The sequence below is a fragment of the Bradyrhizobium sp. 197 genome, assembly GCF_023073375.1.
In the GTDB taxonomy this organism is placed as follows: Bacteria; Pseudomonadota; Alphaproteobacteria; order Rhizobiales; family Xanthobacteraceae; genus Bradyrhizobium.
On sequence record NZ_JADPJJ010000092.1, the window covers coordinates 169,241 to 183,858 of the forward strand.

16 protein-coding genes are annotated in these 14,618 nt (G+C 64.5%); 6 read left to right on the plus strand and 10 right to left on the minus strand.

Going from position 1 to position 14,618, the window contains the following annotated elements; genetic code table 11:
- Positions 1-60: 60 nt before the first annotated feature.
- The 6 genes from IVB27_RS21210 to IVB27_RS21235 form a co-directional block, all read right to left on the minus strand.
- Positions 61-1,029, minus strand: a complete 969-nt coding sequence (locus tag IVB27_RS21210; protein WP_247445181.1) for an ABC transporter ATP-binding protein — start codon at positions 1,027-1,029, stop codon at positions 61-63.
- On the minus strand, positions 1,026-2,021 hold the full coding sequence (locus IVB27_RS21215) for an ABC transporter ATP-binding protein (RefSeq protein WP_247339882.1): 996 nt from the start codon (positions 2,019-2,021) through the stop codon (positions 1,026-1,028). The genes IVB27_RS21210 and IVB27_RS21215 overlap by 4 nt, the downstream gene beginning before the upstream one ends.
- A complete protein-coding gene (locus IVB27_RS21220; RefSeq protein ID WP_247445183.1) occupies positions 2,021-2,938 on the minus strand; it encodes an ABC transporter permease in 918 nt (305 codons plus the stop codon). The genes IVB27_RS21215 and IVB27_RS21220 overlap by 1 nt, the downstream gene beginning before the upstream one ends.
- The gene (locus IVB27_RS21225; protein ID WP_247445184.1) at positions 2,904-3,863 is read right to left on the minus strand and encodes an ABC transporter permease; all 960 of its coding nucleotides are present in this window, start codon (positions 3,861-3,863) and stop codon (positions 2,904-2,906) included. Before IVB27_RS21225 ends, IVB27_RS21220 begins: the two co-directional genes overlap by 35 nt.
- Before the next feature lie 30 nt (positions 3,864-3,893).
- A complete protein-coding gene (locus IVB27_RS21230) occupies positions 3,894-5,684 on the minus strand; it encodes a peptide ABC transporter substrate-binding protein (RefSeq protein WP_247445185.1) in 1,791 nt (596 codons plus the stop codon).
- Positions 5,685-5,946: 262 nt separating this feature from the next.
- Positions 5,947-7,365: a M20 family metallopeptidase gene (locus IVB27_RS21235; protein ID WP_247445186.1), complete on the minus strand. Its 1,419-nt coding sequence runs from the start codon at positions 7,363-7,365 to the stop codon at positions 5,947-5,949.
- Positions 7,366-7,649: 284 nt separating this feature from the next.
- On the opposite strand from IVB27_RS21235, the gene IVB27_RS21240 reads away from it, so the two are divergent.
- The 3 genes from IVB27_RS21240 to IVB27_RS21250 all read left to right on the plus strand — a co-directional run bounded on the left by IVB27_RS21240 (position 7,650) and on the right by IVB27_RS21250 (position 10,008).
- Positions 7,650-8,621 (plus strand): S1C family serine protease, encoded by a 972-nt coding sequence (locus IVB27_RS21240; protein WP_247445187.1) that lies wholly within the window; start codon positions 7,650-7,652, stop codon positions 8,619-8,621.
- 28 nt (positions 8,622-8,649) lie between these two features.
- Positions 8,650-9,717 (plus strand): alpha/beta hydrolase family protein, encoded by a 1,068-nt coding sequence (locus tag IVB27_RS21245; protein WP_247445188.1) that lies wholly within the window; start codon positions 8,650-8,652, stop codon positions 9,715-9,717.
- Between the two features lie 84 nt (positions 9,718-9,801).
- Positions 9,802-10,008: a hypothetical protein gene (locus tag IVB27_RS21250; RefSeq protein ID WP_247445189.1), complete on the plus strand. Its 207-nt coding sequence runs from the start codon at positions 9,802-9,804 to the stop codon at positions 10,006-10,008.
- A gap of 77 nt (positions 10,009-10,085) precedes the next feature.
- Here the strand turns inward: IVB27_RS21250 and IVB27_RS21255 are convergent, their stop codons facing one another.
- From IVB27_RS21255 to IVB27_RS21265, 3 genes are all read right to left on the minus strand, one after another.
- Positions 10,086-10,745 (minus strand): DsbA family protein, encoded by a 660-nt coding sequence (locus IVB27_RS21255; RefSeq protein WP_247445190.1) that lies wholly within the window; start codon positions 10,743-10,745, stop codon positions 10,086-10,088.
- Between the two features lie 98 nt (positions 10,746-10,843).
- Positions 10,844-11,320 carry a PaaI family thioesterase gene (locus IVB27_RS21260; RefSeq protein ID WP_247445191.1) on the minus strand — a complete coding sequence of 159 codons (477 nt, stop codon included), beginning with the start codon at positions 11,318-11,320 and terminating at the stop codon, positions 10,844-10,846.
- A gap of 3 nt (positions 11,321-11,323) precedes the next feature.
- Positions 11,324-11,743: an acyl-CoA thioesterase gene (locus IVB27_RS21265; protein WP_247445192.1), complete on the minus strand. Its 420-nt coding sequence runs from the start codon at positions 11,741-11,743 to the stop codon at positions 11,324-11,326.
- A gap of 111 nt (positions 11,744-11,854) precedes the next feature.
- Between IVB27_RS21265 and IVB27_RS21270 the strand changes: the two genes are divergently transcribed.
- Complete coding sequence (locus IVB27_RS21270; RefSeq protein ID WP_247445193.1) at positions 11,855-12,403, plus strand: TetR/AcrR family transcriptional regulator; 549 nt, start codon at positions 11,855-11,857, stop codon at positions 12,401-12,403.
- 47 nt (positions 12,404-12,450) lie between these two features.
- Here IVB27_RS21270 and IVB27_RS21275 read toward each other — a convergent pair whose 3' ends face one another.
- A complete protein-coding gene (locus IVB27_RS21275) occupies positions 12,451-12,948 on the minus strand; it encodes a hypothetical protein (protein WP_247445195.1) in 498 nt (165 codons plus the stop codon).
- Positions 12,949-13,150: 202 nt separating this feature from the next.
- On the opposite strand from IVB27_RS21275, the gene IVB27_RS21280 reads away from it, so the two are divergent.
- Both IVB27_RS21280 and IVB27_RS21285 read left to right on the plus strand, forming a co-directional pair.
- Positions 13,151-13,432 carry a PsiF family protein gene (locus IVB27_RS21280; RefSeq protein ID WP_247445196.1) on the plus strand — a complete coding sequence of 94 codons (282 nt, stop codon included), beginning with the start codon at positions 13,151-13,153 and terminating at the stop codon, positions 13,430-13,432.
- 99 nt (positions 13,433-13,531) lie between these two features.
- Positions 13,532-14,617, plus strand: coding sequence for an AbrB family protein (locus IVB27_RS21285; protein ID WP_247445197.1), 1,086 nt, complete (start codon positions 13,532-13,534; stop codon positions 14,615-14,617).
- Position 14,618 lies beyond the last annotated feature (1 nt).

Sequence of the window (14,618 nt, forward strand, 5' to 3'; positions counted from 1 at the left end):
CCCGGCGGCGTAGCGAATGAACGCCGCCTCAAGCGATTATCAGCGCCGTACCCCCCGGCCTCACGCCAGATGGCACGCCACAAAATGCCCGCCTGCGCCTTCCCTCAGCTCAGGGGCGCTCTCCGAACAGCGCGGCTGGGCGATCGGACAGCGGGTGTGGAAGTGGCAGCCTGACGGCGGCTTCATCGGACTCGGGACGTCGCCCTTGAGACGGATGCGCTCGCGCTTGAGCCTGGGATCGGGCACTGGCACCGCGGACAACAGCGCCCTGGTGTAGGGATGCTGCGGGTTACGATAGAGGTCGCTGGCCTTGGCAAGCTCGACGATGCGGCCGAGATACATCACCGCGACGCGGTCGGAGATGTGCTCGACCACCGACAAATCATGCGCGACGAAGAGATAGGTGAGGTTCAACTCGGCCTGAAGATCTTCCAGCAGGTTGATGACCTGGGCCTGAATCGACACGTCGAGCGCCGACACCGGTTCGTCGCAGACGATCAGCTTCGGCTCGACCGCGAGCGCACGCGCGATCACGATGCGCTGGCGCTGGCCGCCGGAGAATTCGTGCGGATAGCGGCGCATATGCTCGGCTTTGAGCCCGACCTTCACCAGCAGGCTCGCGACGCGATCCTCACGCTCCTTGGCCGATGAGCCAAGCTTATGGATGATCAGCGCCTCGCCGAGGATCGCGCCGATCGTCATGCGCGGGTTGAGTGAGGCGAAGGGATCCTGGAACACGAGCTGCATGTTCCGCCGCATCGCGCGCAAATTGGTGCCGCCGAGCTGGCGGACGTCCTGGCCGTCGAACACCACCTCGCCGTCGGTCGGCTCGATCAGGCGCAGCACGCAGCGTCCCGTCGTCGACTTGCCGCAGCCGGATTCGCCGACGAGGCCGAGCGTCTCGCCGCGATTGACCGAGAACGAGACGCCGTCGACCGCGTAGACGCTGCCGACCTGGCGCGACAACAGCCCGCCGTGTACGGGGAAATATTTCTTCAGGCCGCTGACGCGCAGCAGGGGTTCGCTCATGCCGCACCTTCCAACTGCGTATCGCCGAGATGACAGGCCATGCGGTGGCCGGGCGCGATCTGGCGCAGCAGCGGCTCCTTCTCGGTGCAGACGTTCATGGCGTGGCGGCAGCGCGGGGCGAAGCGGCAGCCGACCGGCGGATTGATCAGGATCGGCACCGAGCCGCCAATCGCCTCCAGGCGCGTCTTGTGCTCGCTGTCGAGATCGATGCGCGGGATCGAGCGGATGAGTCCTTGCGTATAGGGATGGCCGGGATTGCTGAAGAGGTCGTCGACAGGCGCCTCCTCCACCACCTTGCCGGCATACATCACGACGACCCGCTGCGCGGTCTCGGCGACGACGCCCATCGCATGGGTGATCAGCATCACCGCCATGCCGAAGCGTTCCTTCATATCCTGGAGCAGGTCGAGGATCTGCGCCTGGATGGTGACGTCGAGGGCCGTGGTGGGCTCGTCGGCGATGATCAGCTTCGGCTTGCAGGCGAGCGCCATCGCGATCATCACGCGCTGGCGCATGCCGCCGGAGAACTGGTGCGGATAGTTGTGCACGCGGCCTTCGGCGTTGGGAATCTGCACCAGCTTCAACATCTCGATGGTGCGCTCGAGCGCCTGCTTCCTGGTCACCGCTTCGTGGCGGCGCAGGCTCTCGGCGATCTGCTCGCCGATGGTGAGCACCGGATTGAGCGAAGTCATCGGCTCCTGGAAGATGAAGCCGATTTCCTTGGCGCGGATCTCGTCGAGCTGGCGGCTCGTCAGCGGCACCAGATCGCGGCCCTCGAAGATGATCTCGCCCGCAGCGATGCGGCCCGGCGGCATCGCGATCAGCTTCAGGATCGACATCGCGGTGACGGTCTTGCCGCAGCCGGATTCGCCGACGACACAAAGCGTCTCGCCCCTGTTGATGGAGATGTCGACGCCGTCGACGGCCTGGAGGATGCCGTCGTCGGTCGAGAAGTGGGTCTTCAGTCCCTTGATCTCGAGCAGCGGCGCCATCAGATCACCCGCCGCGCATCGAGCGCATCACGCAGGCCATCGCCGATGAAGTTGATGGCGACCACCGCGATGAAGATCGCGCCGCCCGGAAACAGAGCCCAGTGCGGCCCGATGTCGAGGAAATCCTTGGCGTCATAGAGCAGCCGACCCCAGGTCGGTGTATCCGGAGGGAAGCCGAGGCCGAGGAAGGACAGTGTCGATTCCGCGATGATGGCGGCGGCGACGTCGATGGTGCCGGCGATGATCACCGGACCGAGCGCATTGGGCAGGATGTGGCGGACCACTTGCCGCACCGGGCTCGCCCCGAGCGCGCGCGCGGCTTCGACGAATTCCTTCTCACGGATCGACAGGAACTGCGCGCGAACGAGCCGGGCGACCGGCATCCAGCGCAAGCCACCGATCACGAGCACGATCAGGATGAAAATGCCGCCCTCCGGGCCGAACGCGGCCTTTAGCCCGTCGCGGAACAGATAGATCAGCAACAACAGCAGGGGCAATTGCGGCAGTGACAAAAAGAGATCGGTGAGCCACATCAGCCCATGGCCGAGCGCACCGCGCGACATGCCGGCAAGCGAGCCGATCAGCACACCGACAAAGACCGAGACCAGCATCGCGGCGAGGCCGACCGCGAGCGAGATGCGCCCGCCATAGATCATGCGGGCGAGGATGTCCTGTCCGAGATCGTCGGTGCCGAAGGGATGGACCAGCGACGGCCCCTGCATGCCCGCCACGATATCGATGTCGTCGATCTTGACCCGCCAGACAAAGGGGCCGGCCACCACCGCCAGGATCAGAATGAGGAGCAGGAACGCACTGACCACGGCAAGCTTGTGGCGGCTATAGCGCCGCCACGTCTCGCGCCAGGGCGAGTAGACCCGCCGCTCAGCGGAGGGAGATGCGAGGGTCAAGCCAGCCATAAAGAACGTCCGCGATGAGATTGAACAGCACGACGAGGCACGCAAAGACGAAGGTGACGGCCATCACCACCGGCGTGTCGTTTGAAAGGATGGAGGAGATCAGCAGCGAGCCGATGCCGGGGATGCGGAAAATCTGCTCGGTGACGATGGCGCCGCCGAACACCGCCGGGATTTGTAACGCGATGAGCGTGACGACCGGGATCATCGCGTTGCGCATCACGTGCTTGACGATCACCCGTCGCTGGCCGATGCCCTTGGCGCGCGCGGTGGTGACGTAATCCAGCCGGATCACGTCGAGCATCGCCGAGCGCACGAAGCGCGTCATCGACGCAGCCTGGAACAGGCCGAGCACCGCTACCGGCATGATCGCCTGACGGATCATCTCCAGCACCCAGTGAATCCCCGTACCCTTGATATCGGTCGTGTAGACGAAAGGCAGCCAGTCCAGCGTGACCGAGAAGATCAGGATGAACAGGATGCCGGTGAAGAAGGTCGGCAGCGAGAAGCCGACAAAGGCGAGCGTGTTGGCGACCTGGTCGAACAGCGAATAAGGTTTCGTCGCGGCATAGACCCCGACCGGGATCGCGATCAGGAGCGCCAGAATCTGCGCCGAGCCGATTACGTAAAGCGTCGTAGGCAGTCGCTGGAGAATGAGCGTGTCGACGTTCATCCGGCTGACGAAGGAGAAACCCCAGTCGCCGTGCAGCATGGCGTTGAGCCAGTGCAGGTAACGAAGGTAGATCGGATCGTCGAGGCCGAACCTCGCCCGAAGCGCGGCTTGCACTTCGGGCGGCACGTTCGGATTGGTCGCCAGTTCCGAGAACGGATCGCCCGGCGCTAGTGCGAGCACGACGAAGAGCACGAGCGAAATTCCGAGCAGGCTCGGAATCGCGATCAGGAGGCGACGCAGGACATACTGACTCATGAGAGAAGGACCCGCTCTAGGCGCGCGTGATCATTCCTCGCGATACCAGTCGAACAAATTGTCGGTCTCGTTGGCCCAGCCGGAAATGACCGGGCGCAGATTGGTGGCGGCCGCCTCGACCTTCAGGCGGTGCTGCACCGGGATGAACACGGTGTCCTGGTACATGAGGTCATTGGCCTTGATGTAGAGCGCCGCGCGCTTGACCGGATCCATCTCGCCGTCGGCGGCCTGGATGGTCGCGTCGTAGTCCTTGTTGACCCAGCGCGGGAAGTTGGTGCCCTGCCACTTGTTCTCCTTGGTGGCGACAAGGTTCGAAAGGTAGCGACGCATGTGTTGCGACGGATCGGGCTGGCTCAGCGGGATCTGGAACATCTCCATGTCGGCGTAGAACTTGGAGTAGGTATCGGGATTGCCGACGTCGGAGGAGAAGAACACGGAGGCGACGACCGATTTCAGCTCGACTTCGATGCCCGCCTTCTGGCAGGCCTGCTTGACGATCGCCTGGGTCTTCTGGCGCGGGCCGTTGATCGAGGTCTGGTAGACGAGCTTCAGCTTCTTGCCGTCCTTCTCGCGGATGCCGTCGGCGCCCGGCTTCCAGCCGGCATCGTCGAGGATCTTCGAGGCCTTCTCCACGCTGAACTCCCATGAGGTGTTCTTGGAGACGAATTTTTCCGGCCCGTTGAGGAAGTTGGCGGAGGTGCGGCCGGCGCGGCCGTAGATCGCCTTCTTGACCGACTCGCGATCGATCAGCAACGAGAGCGCCTTGCGCACCGCCGGATCGGAAAACAGCGGGTGCTTGGTCTTCATCGAAGAGCGTTCGCCATCGACCTCGGTGTTGGGATCGGTGAAGTTCAGTGCGATGAATTCAGTGTCGCCGCCGACTGCGTAGACGGTCTTTCCCTTGCCGCCCTTCTCCAGGCGCAGCAGCACGTCGTCCTCGACCTGAATGTTCCAGCCGAAATCATACTCGCCGGTCTGGATCACCGCGCGCGCGGCAGAGACGGCATCGCCGCCGCCCTTCATCTCGATCGAATCGAAATAGGGGCGGTTCGCCATGTGATAATCGGGATTGATCACGCCGCGGACAACATCGCCCGGCTTGAACTCGACGAACTTGTAGGGGCCGGTGCCGACCGGCGAGAGGTTGCTCGGCGCCTCCCGCGATTTGGACCCCATATAGTCCTTGAACAGATGTTTCGGGATGAGGGTATTGGGAGCCCCGACAAAGGCGTCGGCCCAGAACGGCGTCGGCTTGTTGAAGACGATGCGGACCGTGAGGTCGTCCACCTTCTCGACCGTGATGTCGCGGAGCGTCCCGATCGTCAGCGCGGAGGTCGCCGGATCCTTGCCATATTCCCAGTTGAACACGACGTCGTCGGCTGTGAACGGCGTGCCGTCATGCCATTTGACGCCGGGTTTGAGCTTCCAGGTCACCGACTTGCCGTCGGCGGCGAGGCCGCCGTTCTGGATCGAGGGAATTTCGGCGGCCAGAACCAGCTTCATGTTGCCGTCGGGATCCCAACAGGCGAGCGGCTCGTAGAACAGGCGCGCGCCGTCCTGGTCCTTGGTGCCGGTGGCAAAATGCGGATTGAGCAGGGTCGGCCCCTGCCACCACAGCAGCTTGAGCGCACCACCGCCGCCGCGCTTGGTCGGCTTGTAGGTCGAGACGCCCTCAGCCATCGCGACACCGCCAAGCGCGAGAATCTGGTTGGCCAGAGGCGCGGTGAGACCCACGGCAGCCAGGCGCTGAATGAAGCCGCGGCGATCCATCCGCCCGTCCTTCACGTCACCGATCATCGAACGTAGTTCTTTATCCAGCATGGTTGTCCCCCGTCTGGTTCCCGTATGGATGCAGGCGGTCGCGCGAGGCGACCACCGGGCTTGGCTGGCGGTAGATGGCACACCGAATGGGGTGCGCGTCAACAGCGAGCGTGTGTATGCAAACGGTCTTCTGACTGTCTGTTGGGCAAAACCATATTCCGCAGCCCATCCGTTCGGCAATCCAGCATCAAAACAAGCTGGATTCCGCGCTGCACTGCAGAAAATTTGTTCGCCGGATCAGACGAAGTATCGAGGCGAAATTCTACGCCACGGACATGTCGAGCGGTGGCGCGATGTGGTCCGGCAGCGGACAGACGTAAGGCGTCTTGGCCGTCCGCTTCTCGAGGTCAGCCTTGGCGGCCTTGATCAGCTCCGGCTCCGTCAACGCCTTGATGCCGATGCCGGCCATCGCCTTGGCGGCCTGCACCATGGCCTTGTGCGCATGCGCGCTCTTGCCCTGCGCAACCACCTGCCAGGTATGGAAAGGCGTGCCGATTGCAACCGTGGGTGAATGGACCTGCACGGTCGGCACCACCCAGCTCACATCACCCACATCGGTCGAGCCGACCTGCGGGTTACGCTTGGCATCGAGCGGCACCAGGAAGTCGGCCAGCGGCCGATCGGTCGGCTCCATGCCGATCGCATAATAGACCGCGGCGATGTCCTTGTCGCTCAGCGTCGCGCGGATTTGGGTCGCGAAGGTCTTGTCGGCGTCGTCGAAATGCGGCGGGCCGAGCTCTTCCATGACCCGGTGCAGCGCCTGCTCCAAGGGAGCATTGGGCAGGATGTTGGAGACCGCGGAAATGACCTTCATCTCCATCTTGGTCTCTGTCATCAGGGCTGCGCCCTGCGCGATCTTGTTCACGCGCCCGACCAGCTCGTTCATGCCGGACAGGTCGCGGGCGCGGATCGAATAGCGCACACGCGCGTGGGCCTGCACCACGTTCGGCGCGATCCCGCCGGTATCGAGCACCGCGTAGTGGACGCGAGCATCGCTCGGCATGTGCTCGCGCATATAGTTCACGCCGACATTCATCAGCTCCACCGCGTCGAGCGCGGAGCGGCCGAGATGCGGCGAGGCTGCCGCATGCGAGGTACGGCCGGTGAAGATGAAATCGGCGCGCGTGTTAGCGAGGGACGGCGTCACCGCCACCTCCCATAAGCTGCTCGGGTGCCAGGTGATGGCGACATCAGCGTCCTCGAACGCGCCGGAGCGGACCATGAATGCTTTTGCTGCGCCGCCTTCTTCCGCCGGGCAGCCGTAATAACGCACGCGGCCTGGCAACTTGTTCTCGGCGAGCCAGTCCTTCACCGCGGTCGCGGCCAGCAGCGCCGCCGAGCCGAGCAGATTATGACCGCAGCCATGGCCATGGCCACCGGTCTCAATTGGCCGATGTTCCGCGACGCCCGCCTCCTGGCTCAGGCCCGGCAGCGCGTCATATTCCCCCATGAAGGCAATGACCGGTCCGCCCTCACCCCACTCGCCCAACACCGCGGTCGGAATGTCCGCGACGTTCTCGGTGATGCGAAAGCCCTGATGACGCAACTCGGCGAGATGCTCTGCGGCTGACCGCGCCTCGGTGTAGCACACCTCGGGCATGCCCCAGACTTTGTCGCTGAGGTCGATGAAACGCGCCTTGATCGTGTCGATGCCACGCCAGATGTCGCTGCGGTTGTCCATGCTTCGGTCCGTGATCCCTGCGTCAAACGAAGCGGCAATGGTTAGCAGCTTCATTGTACCGCGCCTAGCACCTCGCCGAACAGCAGCCATGCGGCCAATGCCGGAGGCCGCCCTGCCGACCGAGCATGAACCGTTCCATTGCCGTTCAAAGATTTCACACGGCGTTCTCCGGAATTGTTGGGGAACGAGGCTTTCAAGACGGCCTCCTCCAGCCTAAATTATGCGTGCTTCGCGCGCCGTTCCGCTAGCCACGGCGGAGCAATGCTCTCAGCCAGGAGAACTCGATGCCCGCCCTGACCGAATGGAGAGTACCGCTGGCCAATCAGCCGCGTGCGAGCGATTATGGTTTCGATCTCGACCGCGCGCTCGCGTCCGTGGTCGGCCTGCATGCCATCATCCCGCCGGACGCCTTCAGCGCCGAGACACTGGGCACCGAACGCGCCGGCAACGGCGTCGTGATCGACGACGGGCTGGTGCTCACCATCGGTTATCTGATCACCGAAGCAGAGTCCGTGTGGCTGCATGTCGGAGACGGGCGCGTGGTGGAGGGACATGTGCTCGGCTTCGATGCTGTCACTGGCTTTGGCCTGGTGCAGGCGCTCGGCCAACTCGACGTCGAACCCTTGCCGCTGGGTATCTCGGCCGAGACCCGGCTCGGCGACCGCGTCGTGGTCGGCGGCGCCGGTGGACGCACGCGTTCGGTTGCGAGCCAGATCGTGGCCAAGCAGGAGTTCGCCGGCTATTGGGAATATCTGCTGGACGAGGCCATCTTCACCCTTCCCGCACACCCGAACTGGGGCGGCACGGCGCTTCTCAACGAGCGCGGCGAGCTGATCGGCATCGGCTCGCTCCAGCTCGAACGCGAGCGCGACGGCAAAGCCGAGCACGTCAACATGATCGTGCCGATCGACCTGTTGAAACCGATCGTGGACGATTTGCGCAAGTTCGGCCGCGTCAACAAGCCGCCACGGCCATGGCTCGGGCTCTATTCGACAGAGATCGACAACCGCGTGGTGGTGATCGGGATCTCCGCCAACGGCCCGGCCGCCCGTGCCGAGCTCAAGACCGGCGACGTCATCCTTGCCGTGGACGGCGAGAAGGTCACGAGCCAGACCGGCTTCTACAACAAGATGTGGGGGCTGGGCGCAGCCGGCGTCGACGTGCCGCTGACTGTCCATCATGAAGGCGTCACCTTCGACGTTACGGTGACCTCGACCGATCGCTTCAAGCTCTTGAAGGCGCCGAAGCTGCACTGACAAACCGAACTCAAGCAAGGAAGCGACGATGACCGAGGCCGTCGTTGACGACATCGTGGCCGTGTTGCCGCCGCTGCTCAACGCGCTGGAAGCACTCGGCTTCTTCCAGCGACATTTGCACCCGCCGGCCTTTGCCACCGTGATGAATGCGATCGGCGCGCCGGATGAGGCGCTGCAATCAGCCCGCGCGGCGATCAACGCCTGGCCGGAACAGTTCACAGGACTGTGCGAGCGGCTCGATCGTGCCTGCGACGAGACGCTCGCCGCCTTTGCCGGAATACGCGAGGTCGAGCGCGGCAATGGCGATTTCGTCGCGGTCTTCCGCGCGCTACGCCATGTGCCGCGCGCGCAGGAGGCACTTTATCCGCTGACGGCGCAGTTTCCGCCGGTGAGCGGCTTCTTCCTCAACGCCGCCAATCGCGAGAATGTGGACCTGTTGTCGCGGCTGGAAGCCGGCGCGGGCGAGCACACCGGCATCATCCACGACCACAACGAGCCCGGCAGCCGCGGCGGCTTTTCGGTCTACGTGCCCGAATATTACACGCCCGACCGCGCCATGCCGCTGGTGATGGCGCTGCACGGCGGCAGCGGCAACGGCCGCGGCTTTCTATGGAGCTGGCTGCGCGACGCCCGCAGTCTTGGTGCGATCCTGGTGGCGCCGACCGCGACGGGCCCGACCTGGGCGCTGATGGGTGACGACTCCGACACGCCCAACCTCATGCGCATTCTCGAAACCGTGCGCAACCGCTGGACCATCGACGCCTCGCGCATGCTGCTCACCGGCATGAGCGACGGCGGCACCTTCTGCTACGTCACCGGGCTAGAGGCCGCCTCGCCCTTCACACATCTCGCGCCGGTGTCGGCGACCTTTCATCCGCTGATGGCGGAGATGGCCGACGCCAAGCGCCTGCAGCGTCTGCCGATCTTCATCACCCACGGCAAGCTCGACTGGATGTTTCCGGTGCAGACCGCGCGGCAGATCCAGGCCACGCTCTCCGCCGCCGGCGCCGTCATCACCTATCGCGAGATCGACGACCTCAGCCACACCTATCCGCGCGAGATCAACGCGGAGCTGCTGGGGTGGCTGAACGGCTGATGAACAAGCCGACCTTATCCGCGCCGCACTGCCGCGGAACCATTGCTCCGGGCCGACGTTATCGCCCGTCACCGGAGGTTCGCCATGCAGACTTTTTTCGGAATGATCTTGGGCGCGCTGCTGCTCGGCTGCGGCGTGTACGTCTATGACTCCATGCAGACGTCGTCGGTCGCCAATGGCGAGGTCGCGACGACCAATCGCACCATCGTGAACTGGGATATCGCCAAGGCCGACTGGGACGCGCTGCGCGATCGCGCGCACAAGGACTGGGTCCGCATCTCCTCGAAGTAACAACACCGTATCGAGAATGAGGCGCCGTCGCGGGTCCGCAGCGGCGCCTTTCTGTTGCGCAGTGAAGATCGCTCGCGTCAGTTCATCTTGGCCTTGCGGGCGTCGGCGATGATCCGCTCGAAGTCGTTGATGCTGAGCACGCCAGGCACGCGGTACTTGCCGACGATAAAGGACGGCGTGCCGCGGAAGCCGAAGGCCTCAGCCTGTTCGTTATTGCGCTTGAGCACGGCATCGATGTCCTTGCCATGGTCGGTGAGATCGCGCTTCAGGCGGTTCATGTCGACGCCGGCGGCCGCGAGCAGCTCGTCAATGCGCGACTCGGTCAGGCGCGAGCTGACACCCATCATGGCGTCGTGGGCCGGATGGTATTTGTCCTGGTATTTTGCCGCGAGAGCGATCCGGGCGGCCGTGACCGAAACGGGCCCGAGAATCGGCCAGTCCTTCATCACCAGCCTGACCTTGCCGTCGTCCTGGACGACCTGACGCAGCTCCGGCTCGAGCTTGCGGCAATAGGGGCAATTGTAGTCCGACCATTCGATAATGCTGATGTTGCCGTCGGGATTACCGGCGACGGGAACGTCGGGGTCGCGCAGCACCTTGGATTCGGTCAGCACCTCGTCATTGTCGGTGGCCGCCAACGCCGAGGCGATCGCGCCTGTCGCGAGCGCGCCGGCTCCGATCAGCGTCAATGCCGCGCGCCGCGTCGGCAAAAGGCTCTTATTCCTGATTCCGGCCATATCTCGCCCCGTTTCGGTCCCATCGCCGCAAATACGGCTCGGGGCCGGGAATTGTTACGCGTCATATAATGCGTTGCGGGCGCGATGTCATCGCCGCGCTATGCGGGGATCGCGGCCGGAGCTTGCGAAGCCGTAACGCGGGGCAGCATCGCCATCAGCGTTCCGGTCATCGTGGCGATCAACTTGCTCTTGCCGTCCTGCTCGGCAAACGCCTTGGCCTCGCAAAAGGTCAGCGTGCGGCCGGGCTTGACCACCTCTGCCTTGAAGACGAAACGCTCGCCCCGGGCCGGTGCGAGCAGCGTCGTCTTAAACTCGACGGTGAGGATGTCCGCCTCGCGCGGCATCAGGGTGAAGGCGGCGACGCCGCAGGCATTATCGAGCCCAGCTGTAATAATGCCGGCGTGGATAAAACCGTTCTGCTGCGTGAGGGCCGGCGAGTGCAGCATGGCCAGCTCAACCTCGCCCGGTGCCAGGCGGACGATCACGATGCCGAGCGTGTGCATCGCCGGCTGGCCGTCGAACGTGGCGACGGCAGCCGCGCGATAACCCGGGTTCTTCGGCTCGTATGCGGCCATGGCTCAGGCCTCCGCCGGCTCGGCGAGATGCCTCATGGCGGTCTCGCGGATGGCATCCGTGAACGGCACCGATTTGCGCTGGCTACGGTCCATGCGCGCGACCGTGATCTCGCAGAATGCGTCGGTCTCGGCATTGGTCATGTCGTGCCGGAAGCGGATCGATTTGTCCCGGATCTCGAGCAGATGACTGCGGATCCCGACGATGTCGCCGGCGAGCCGCTCGCGCTTGTAGGTGACGTTCTGCTGCACGGCGGCCATGCCGCGGCCGGAGCCGCGCAGATAGCTCGGCGTCAGCCCGAGACGGGCGAACAGATTCCAGTTGGCCTCGTCGAATTTGCCGACATACCACATGATGTTCATGTGGCCGACGTGATCGCACTGCCACGGATAGACCGTGCCGCGATAGGTCGCCTCCTGCTCCATCGCAATTTCTCCCTGCCCTTTTCCGGCCTTTGATTGCTGATACGGTAGCGTATCAGCCTCCTCCCGCGCTAGCAATACGGCACCGTATCAAGCACCGGTGAGGCTTCCTTCATGAGCGACGGCAAGGGCGATGTCTGGGTCGAGGCGGGGTTCACCGAGCTCGCCCGATCGGGGGTCGAGGGGGTGCGGGTCGAGGTGCTCGCCAAGAACCTGGGCGTCACCAAGGGCGGCTTCTACCGCCGCTTCGCCGACCGTGCCGCACTGCTCGGTGCCATGCTGGAACGCTGGCGCGAGGGGCGCTCAATGGCGATCGCGCAGCAGACCAGCCTCGATGGCGAAGAGCCCCGTGAGCGGCTGAGGGCTGTGATCCAGCTCTATTCCGAGCGGCTCAATCCGGACGGGATGGCCATCGAGCTTGCGATCCGGCAATGGGCCCGTTCGGACGAGGGCGCCGCGGCAGCGGTGGCAAGCGTGGACGCAGCGCGGCTGAAGCACGTCGCCGAGCTCTACCGCGCGACTGGCCTGGAAGCCGAGGCGGCTGAAGCGCAGGCCTTCCTGTTCTACTGCTTCATCTTCGGCCAGAGCCTGCTGTTCGTCGAGCGCGGCCCGCGCAAGCGATCGCAGCTCGTGGCGAAATCGGCCGAGAAACTACTGGATTAACGCAAGAGGCCGGAGCTTGGCCCCGGCCTCTGCATCGACGCGAAGCGTCAGGCGGCGCCCTTCAGCTTCTTGTTGCATTCGCTGTAATAGCCGCCGCCCTTCTCGATCCACTTCATGCCGCCATTGCCGTTGGTGGCCTTGTTGGCGTTGTACTGGTCGACGCAGGTGTGCAGGCGACCTTTGCCGGGGGTCTCCTTGGCGTATTTCGGATCGACCGCGTTCGGATAGATCGCGGGGCCGGCCGGCAGGGTCGGTGCCGGAGCGGCAGCGGGGGCGGCTTCCTTCTTCGCCTGCTTCGGCTCGGCGGGAGCGGCGGGCGCAGCAGGAGCGGCCGCGCTGGGCGCAGCCGCGGGTGTTGCGTCCGCACCGCACTGGGCCTTGCGGAAGTCATTCCACTTCGTGGTGCCGAGCGAGCCGTCCTTCTTGGCTGCCTGATATTTCGCGCTGCACTCCTGCGAGGTCAGCGCCTGCGCCGGCGCACTCGCCACCAAAGCGGCAAAGCCCGACAGCGCAACTGCACACAGCAACTTTGATTGAATGGTCATCCTTGATCTCCTCCTTGATCTTCCCCCGAGGGAAGTTGACCGAGGATTGCTATCCTAGCGTGCTGCCGGCTCGCGACAAGGAAGCGATGGCTCCTGCCGCTAAAATATAGTGGTCCCGCCCGTTCGAATTATTCATGTCGCGTTCAGCAAGGCGAGCCGACTTTCGCGCCCTTCGCAATTCCCGCAAGAAGAGTGCAGCACCATGACCTTCACATCTCGCCTCGCTGTCGTCGCCCTCGCCTCCCTGCTCGCCACCGGCACCGCCTTCGCGCAGACTGCCGCGCCGGCGGCCAAAGCCGACACCAAGACCACTGCCGCGCCCGCCGATAAAAAGGCGCCGAAGGAGCACTCGGCCGAGTCACTCGAATGCTCGAAGCAGGCGGATGCCAAGGCATTGAAGGGCAAGGAGCGCAAGAAATTCCGCCGCGAATGCATGAAGGAAGCCAAGGCCGGCACGACCGCCGCCCCCGCTGACAAGAAGTAAACCCATCACGGTCTTTGCCGGCTCTCGGCGAGAGGCGCGCGCATTGCGGCATGACGTGGCCGCAATTGTGCGCCTCTTGCTGATTTGCGATAAGGCGGTGTGAAGCAAATCACCGCCTCCCTGCCGTTCGAGTTGCCAAGCCGTGCCAAGATCTTGAGCACAGTGGAAACGCTCGTCATCGGCACCGCGGGAGGCCTCGCGTTTCTGCTCGCGGGCCTTCCCGGCGGATTGATCTCGGGCTCGATGATCGCGGTCGGGATCGCTGCGATCGCCGGACGCCAATTGACGCTGCCGCCGATCCTGACCCAGACCGTGCTGGTGCTGCTCGGCATTTCGTTAGGGTCCGTCGTCTCGCGCCATCTGCTTCAACAGGTCGGCGCCTATCCGCTCACCATCGGGCTGCTTGCGCTCGCGACTTTCTGCTCGACCTTCGGCTCGAGCTATTATCTTCAGCGCGTCCACGGCTGGGACCGCACCTCGGCCTTCCTCGCCGGCAGTCCCGGCGCGCTGTCGCAGATCACGATTTTGGCGGTCGAGCGCGGCGCCGACCTGCCGGGCATCGCGGTGGTGCAGACCATGCGCGTGATCATCCTCACCGCGGCGCTGCCGATGGTGCTGGCGTTCTCCGGCGTCGCGGCCTCCGTCGCACCGTCGCTGACGACGACGATCGCCTCGCCGCTCGACCTCGTCGAGTTGGTCGCGGCCTCGCTGGCCGCGGCGCTCCTCCTGCGGCTGATCAAGTTTCCGGCGAGCTGGATGTTCGGTGCGATGATCGGCTCGAGCGTGCTGCATGGCGCAGGCTGGGTCGAGGGCGGCCTGCCGGACTGGGTGCGCGGCGTGGCGCTGGTCGGCATCGGCGCCTTGATCGGCAGCCGCTTCGCGCGGATGCGGATCAAGACGCTCGCCGGTCACATCAATGCTGCGCTGGGCTCGTTTACTGTCGCCATCGCCGTCTCCGCGATCTTCGTCGGCATCGTGGCGCTCACCACACAGGTGAAGTTCTCCGACGTCGTGGTCGCCTACGCACCAGGCGCGATGGACGCCATGCTGGCGCTGGCCCTGACGCTGCACATCGACCCGATCTTCGTCGGCGCACATCACCTCTCGCGTTTCGTCTTCGTGACGATCGCGACGCCTGGCATTGTGCACCTGTTCGGCCGCACGCAGGACGACGTGGATGATTGAG

What these genes read in the sequence shown, in the direction of transcription:
- IVB27_RS21210 (WP_247445181.1), bottom strand. Translation starts at nt 1,029, where the DNA reads ATGAGCGAACCCCTGCTGCGCGTCAGCGGCCTGAAGAAATATTTCCCC.
- IVB27_RS21215 (WP_247339882.1), bottom strand. Translation starts at nt 2,021, where the DNA reads ATGGCGCCGCTGCTCGAGATCAAGGGACTGAAGACCCACTTCTCGACC.
- IVB27_RS21220 (WP_247445183.1), bottom strand. Translation starts at nt 2,938, where the DNA reads ATGGCTGGCTTGACCCTCGCATCTCCCTCCGCTGAGCGGCGGGTCTAC.
- IVB27_RS21225 (WP_247445184.1), bottom strand. Translation starts at nt 3,863, where the DNA reads ATGAGTCAGTATGTCCTGCGTCGCCTCCTGATCGCGATTCCGAGCCTG.
- IVB27_RS21230 (WP_247445185.1), bottom strand. Translation starts at nt 5,684, where the DNA reads ATGCTGGATAAAGAACTACGTTCGATGATCGGTGACGTGAAGGACGGG.
- IVB27_RS21235 (WP_247445186.1), bottom strand. Translation starts at nt 7,365, where the DNA reads ATGGACAACCGCAGCGACATCTGGCGTGGCATCGACACGATCAAGGCG.
- IVB27_RS21240 (WP_247445187.1), top strand. Translation starts at nt 7,650, where the DNA reads ATGCCCGCCCTGACCGAATGGAGAGTACCGCTGGCCAATCAGCCGCGT.
- IVB27_RS21245 (WP_247445188.1), top strand. Translation starts at nt 8,650, where the DNA reads ATGACCGAGGCCGTCGTTGACGACATCGTGGCCGTGTTGCCGCCGCTG.
- IVB27_RS21250 (WP_247445189.1), top strand. Translation starts at nt 9,802, where the DNA reads ATGCAGACTTTTTTCGGAATGATCTTGGGCGCGCTGCTGCTCGGCTGC.
- IVB27_RS21255 (WP_247445190.1), bottom strand. Translation starts at nt 10,745, where the DNA reads ATGGCCGGAATCAGGAATAAGAGCCTTTTGCCGACGCGGCGCGCGGCA.
- IVB27_RS21260 (WP_247445191.1), bottom strand. Translation starts at nt 11,320, where the DNA reads ATGGCCGCATACGAGCCGAAGAACCCGGGTTATCGCGCGGCTGCCGTC.
- IVB27_RS21265 (WP_247445192.1), bottom strand. Translation starts at nt 11,743, where the DNA reads ATGGAGCAGGAGGCGACCTATCGCGGCACGGTCTATCCGTGGCAGTGC.
- IVB27_RS21270 (WP_247445193.1), top strand. Translation starts at nt 11,855, where the DNA reads ATGAGCGACGGCAAGGGCGATGTCTGGGTCGAGGCGGGGTTCACCGAG.
- IVB27_RS21275 (WP_247445195.1), bottom strand. Translation starts at nt 12,948, where the DNA reads ATGACCATTCAATCAAAGTTGCTGTGTGCAGTTGCGCTGTCGGGCTTT.
- IVB27_RS21280 (WP_247445196.1), top strand. Translation starts at nt 13,151, where the DNA reads ATGACCTTCACATCTCGCCTCGCTGTCGTCGCCCTCGCCTCCCTGCTC.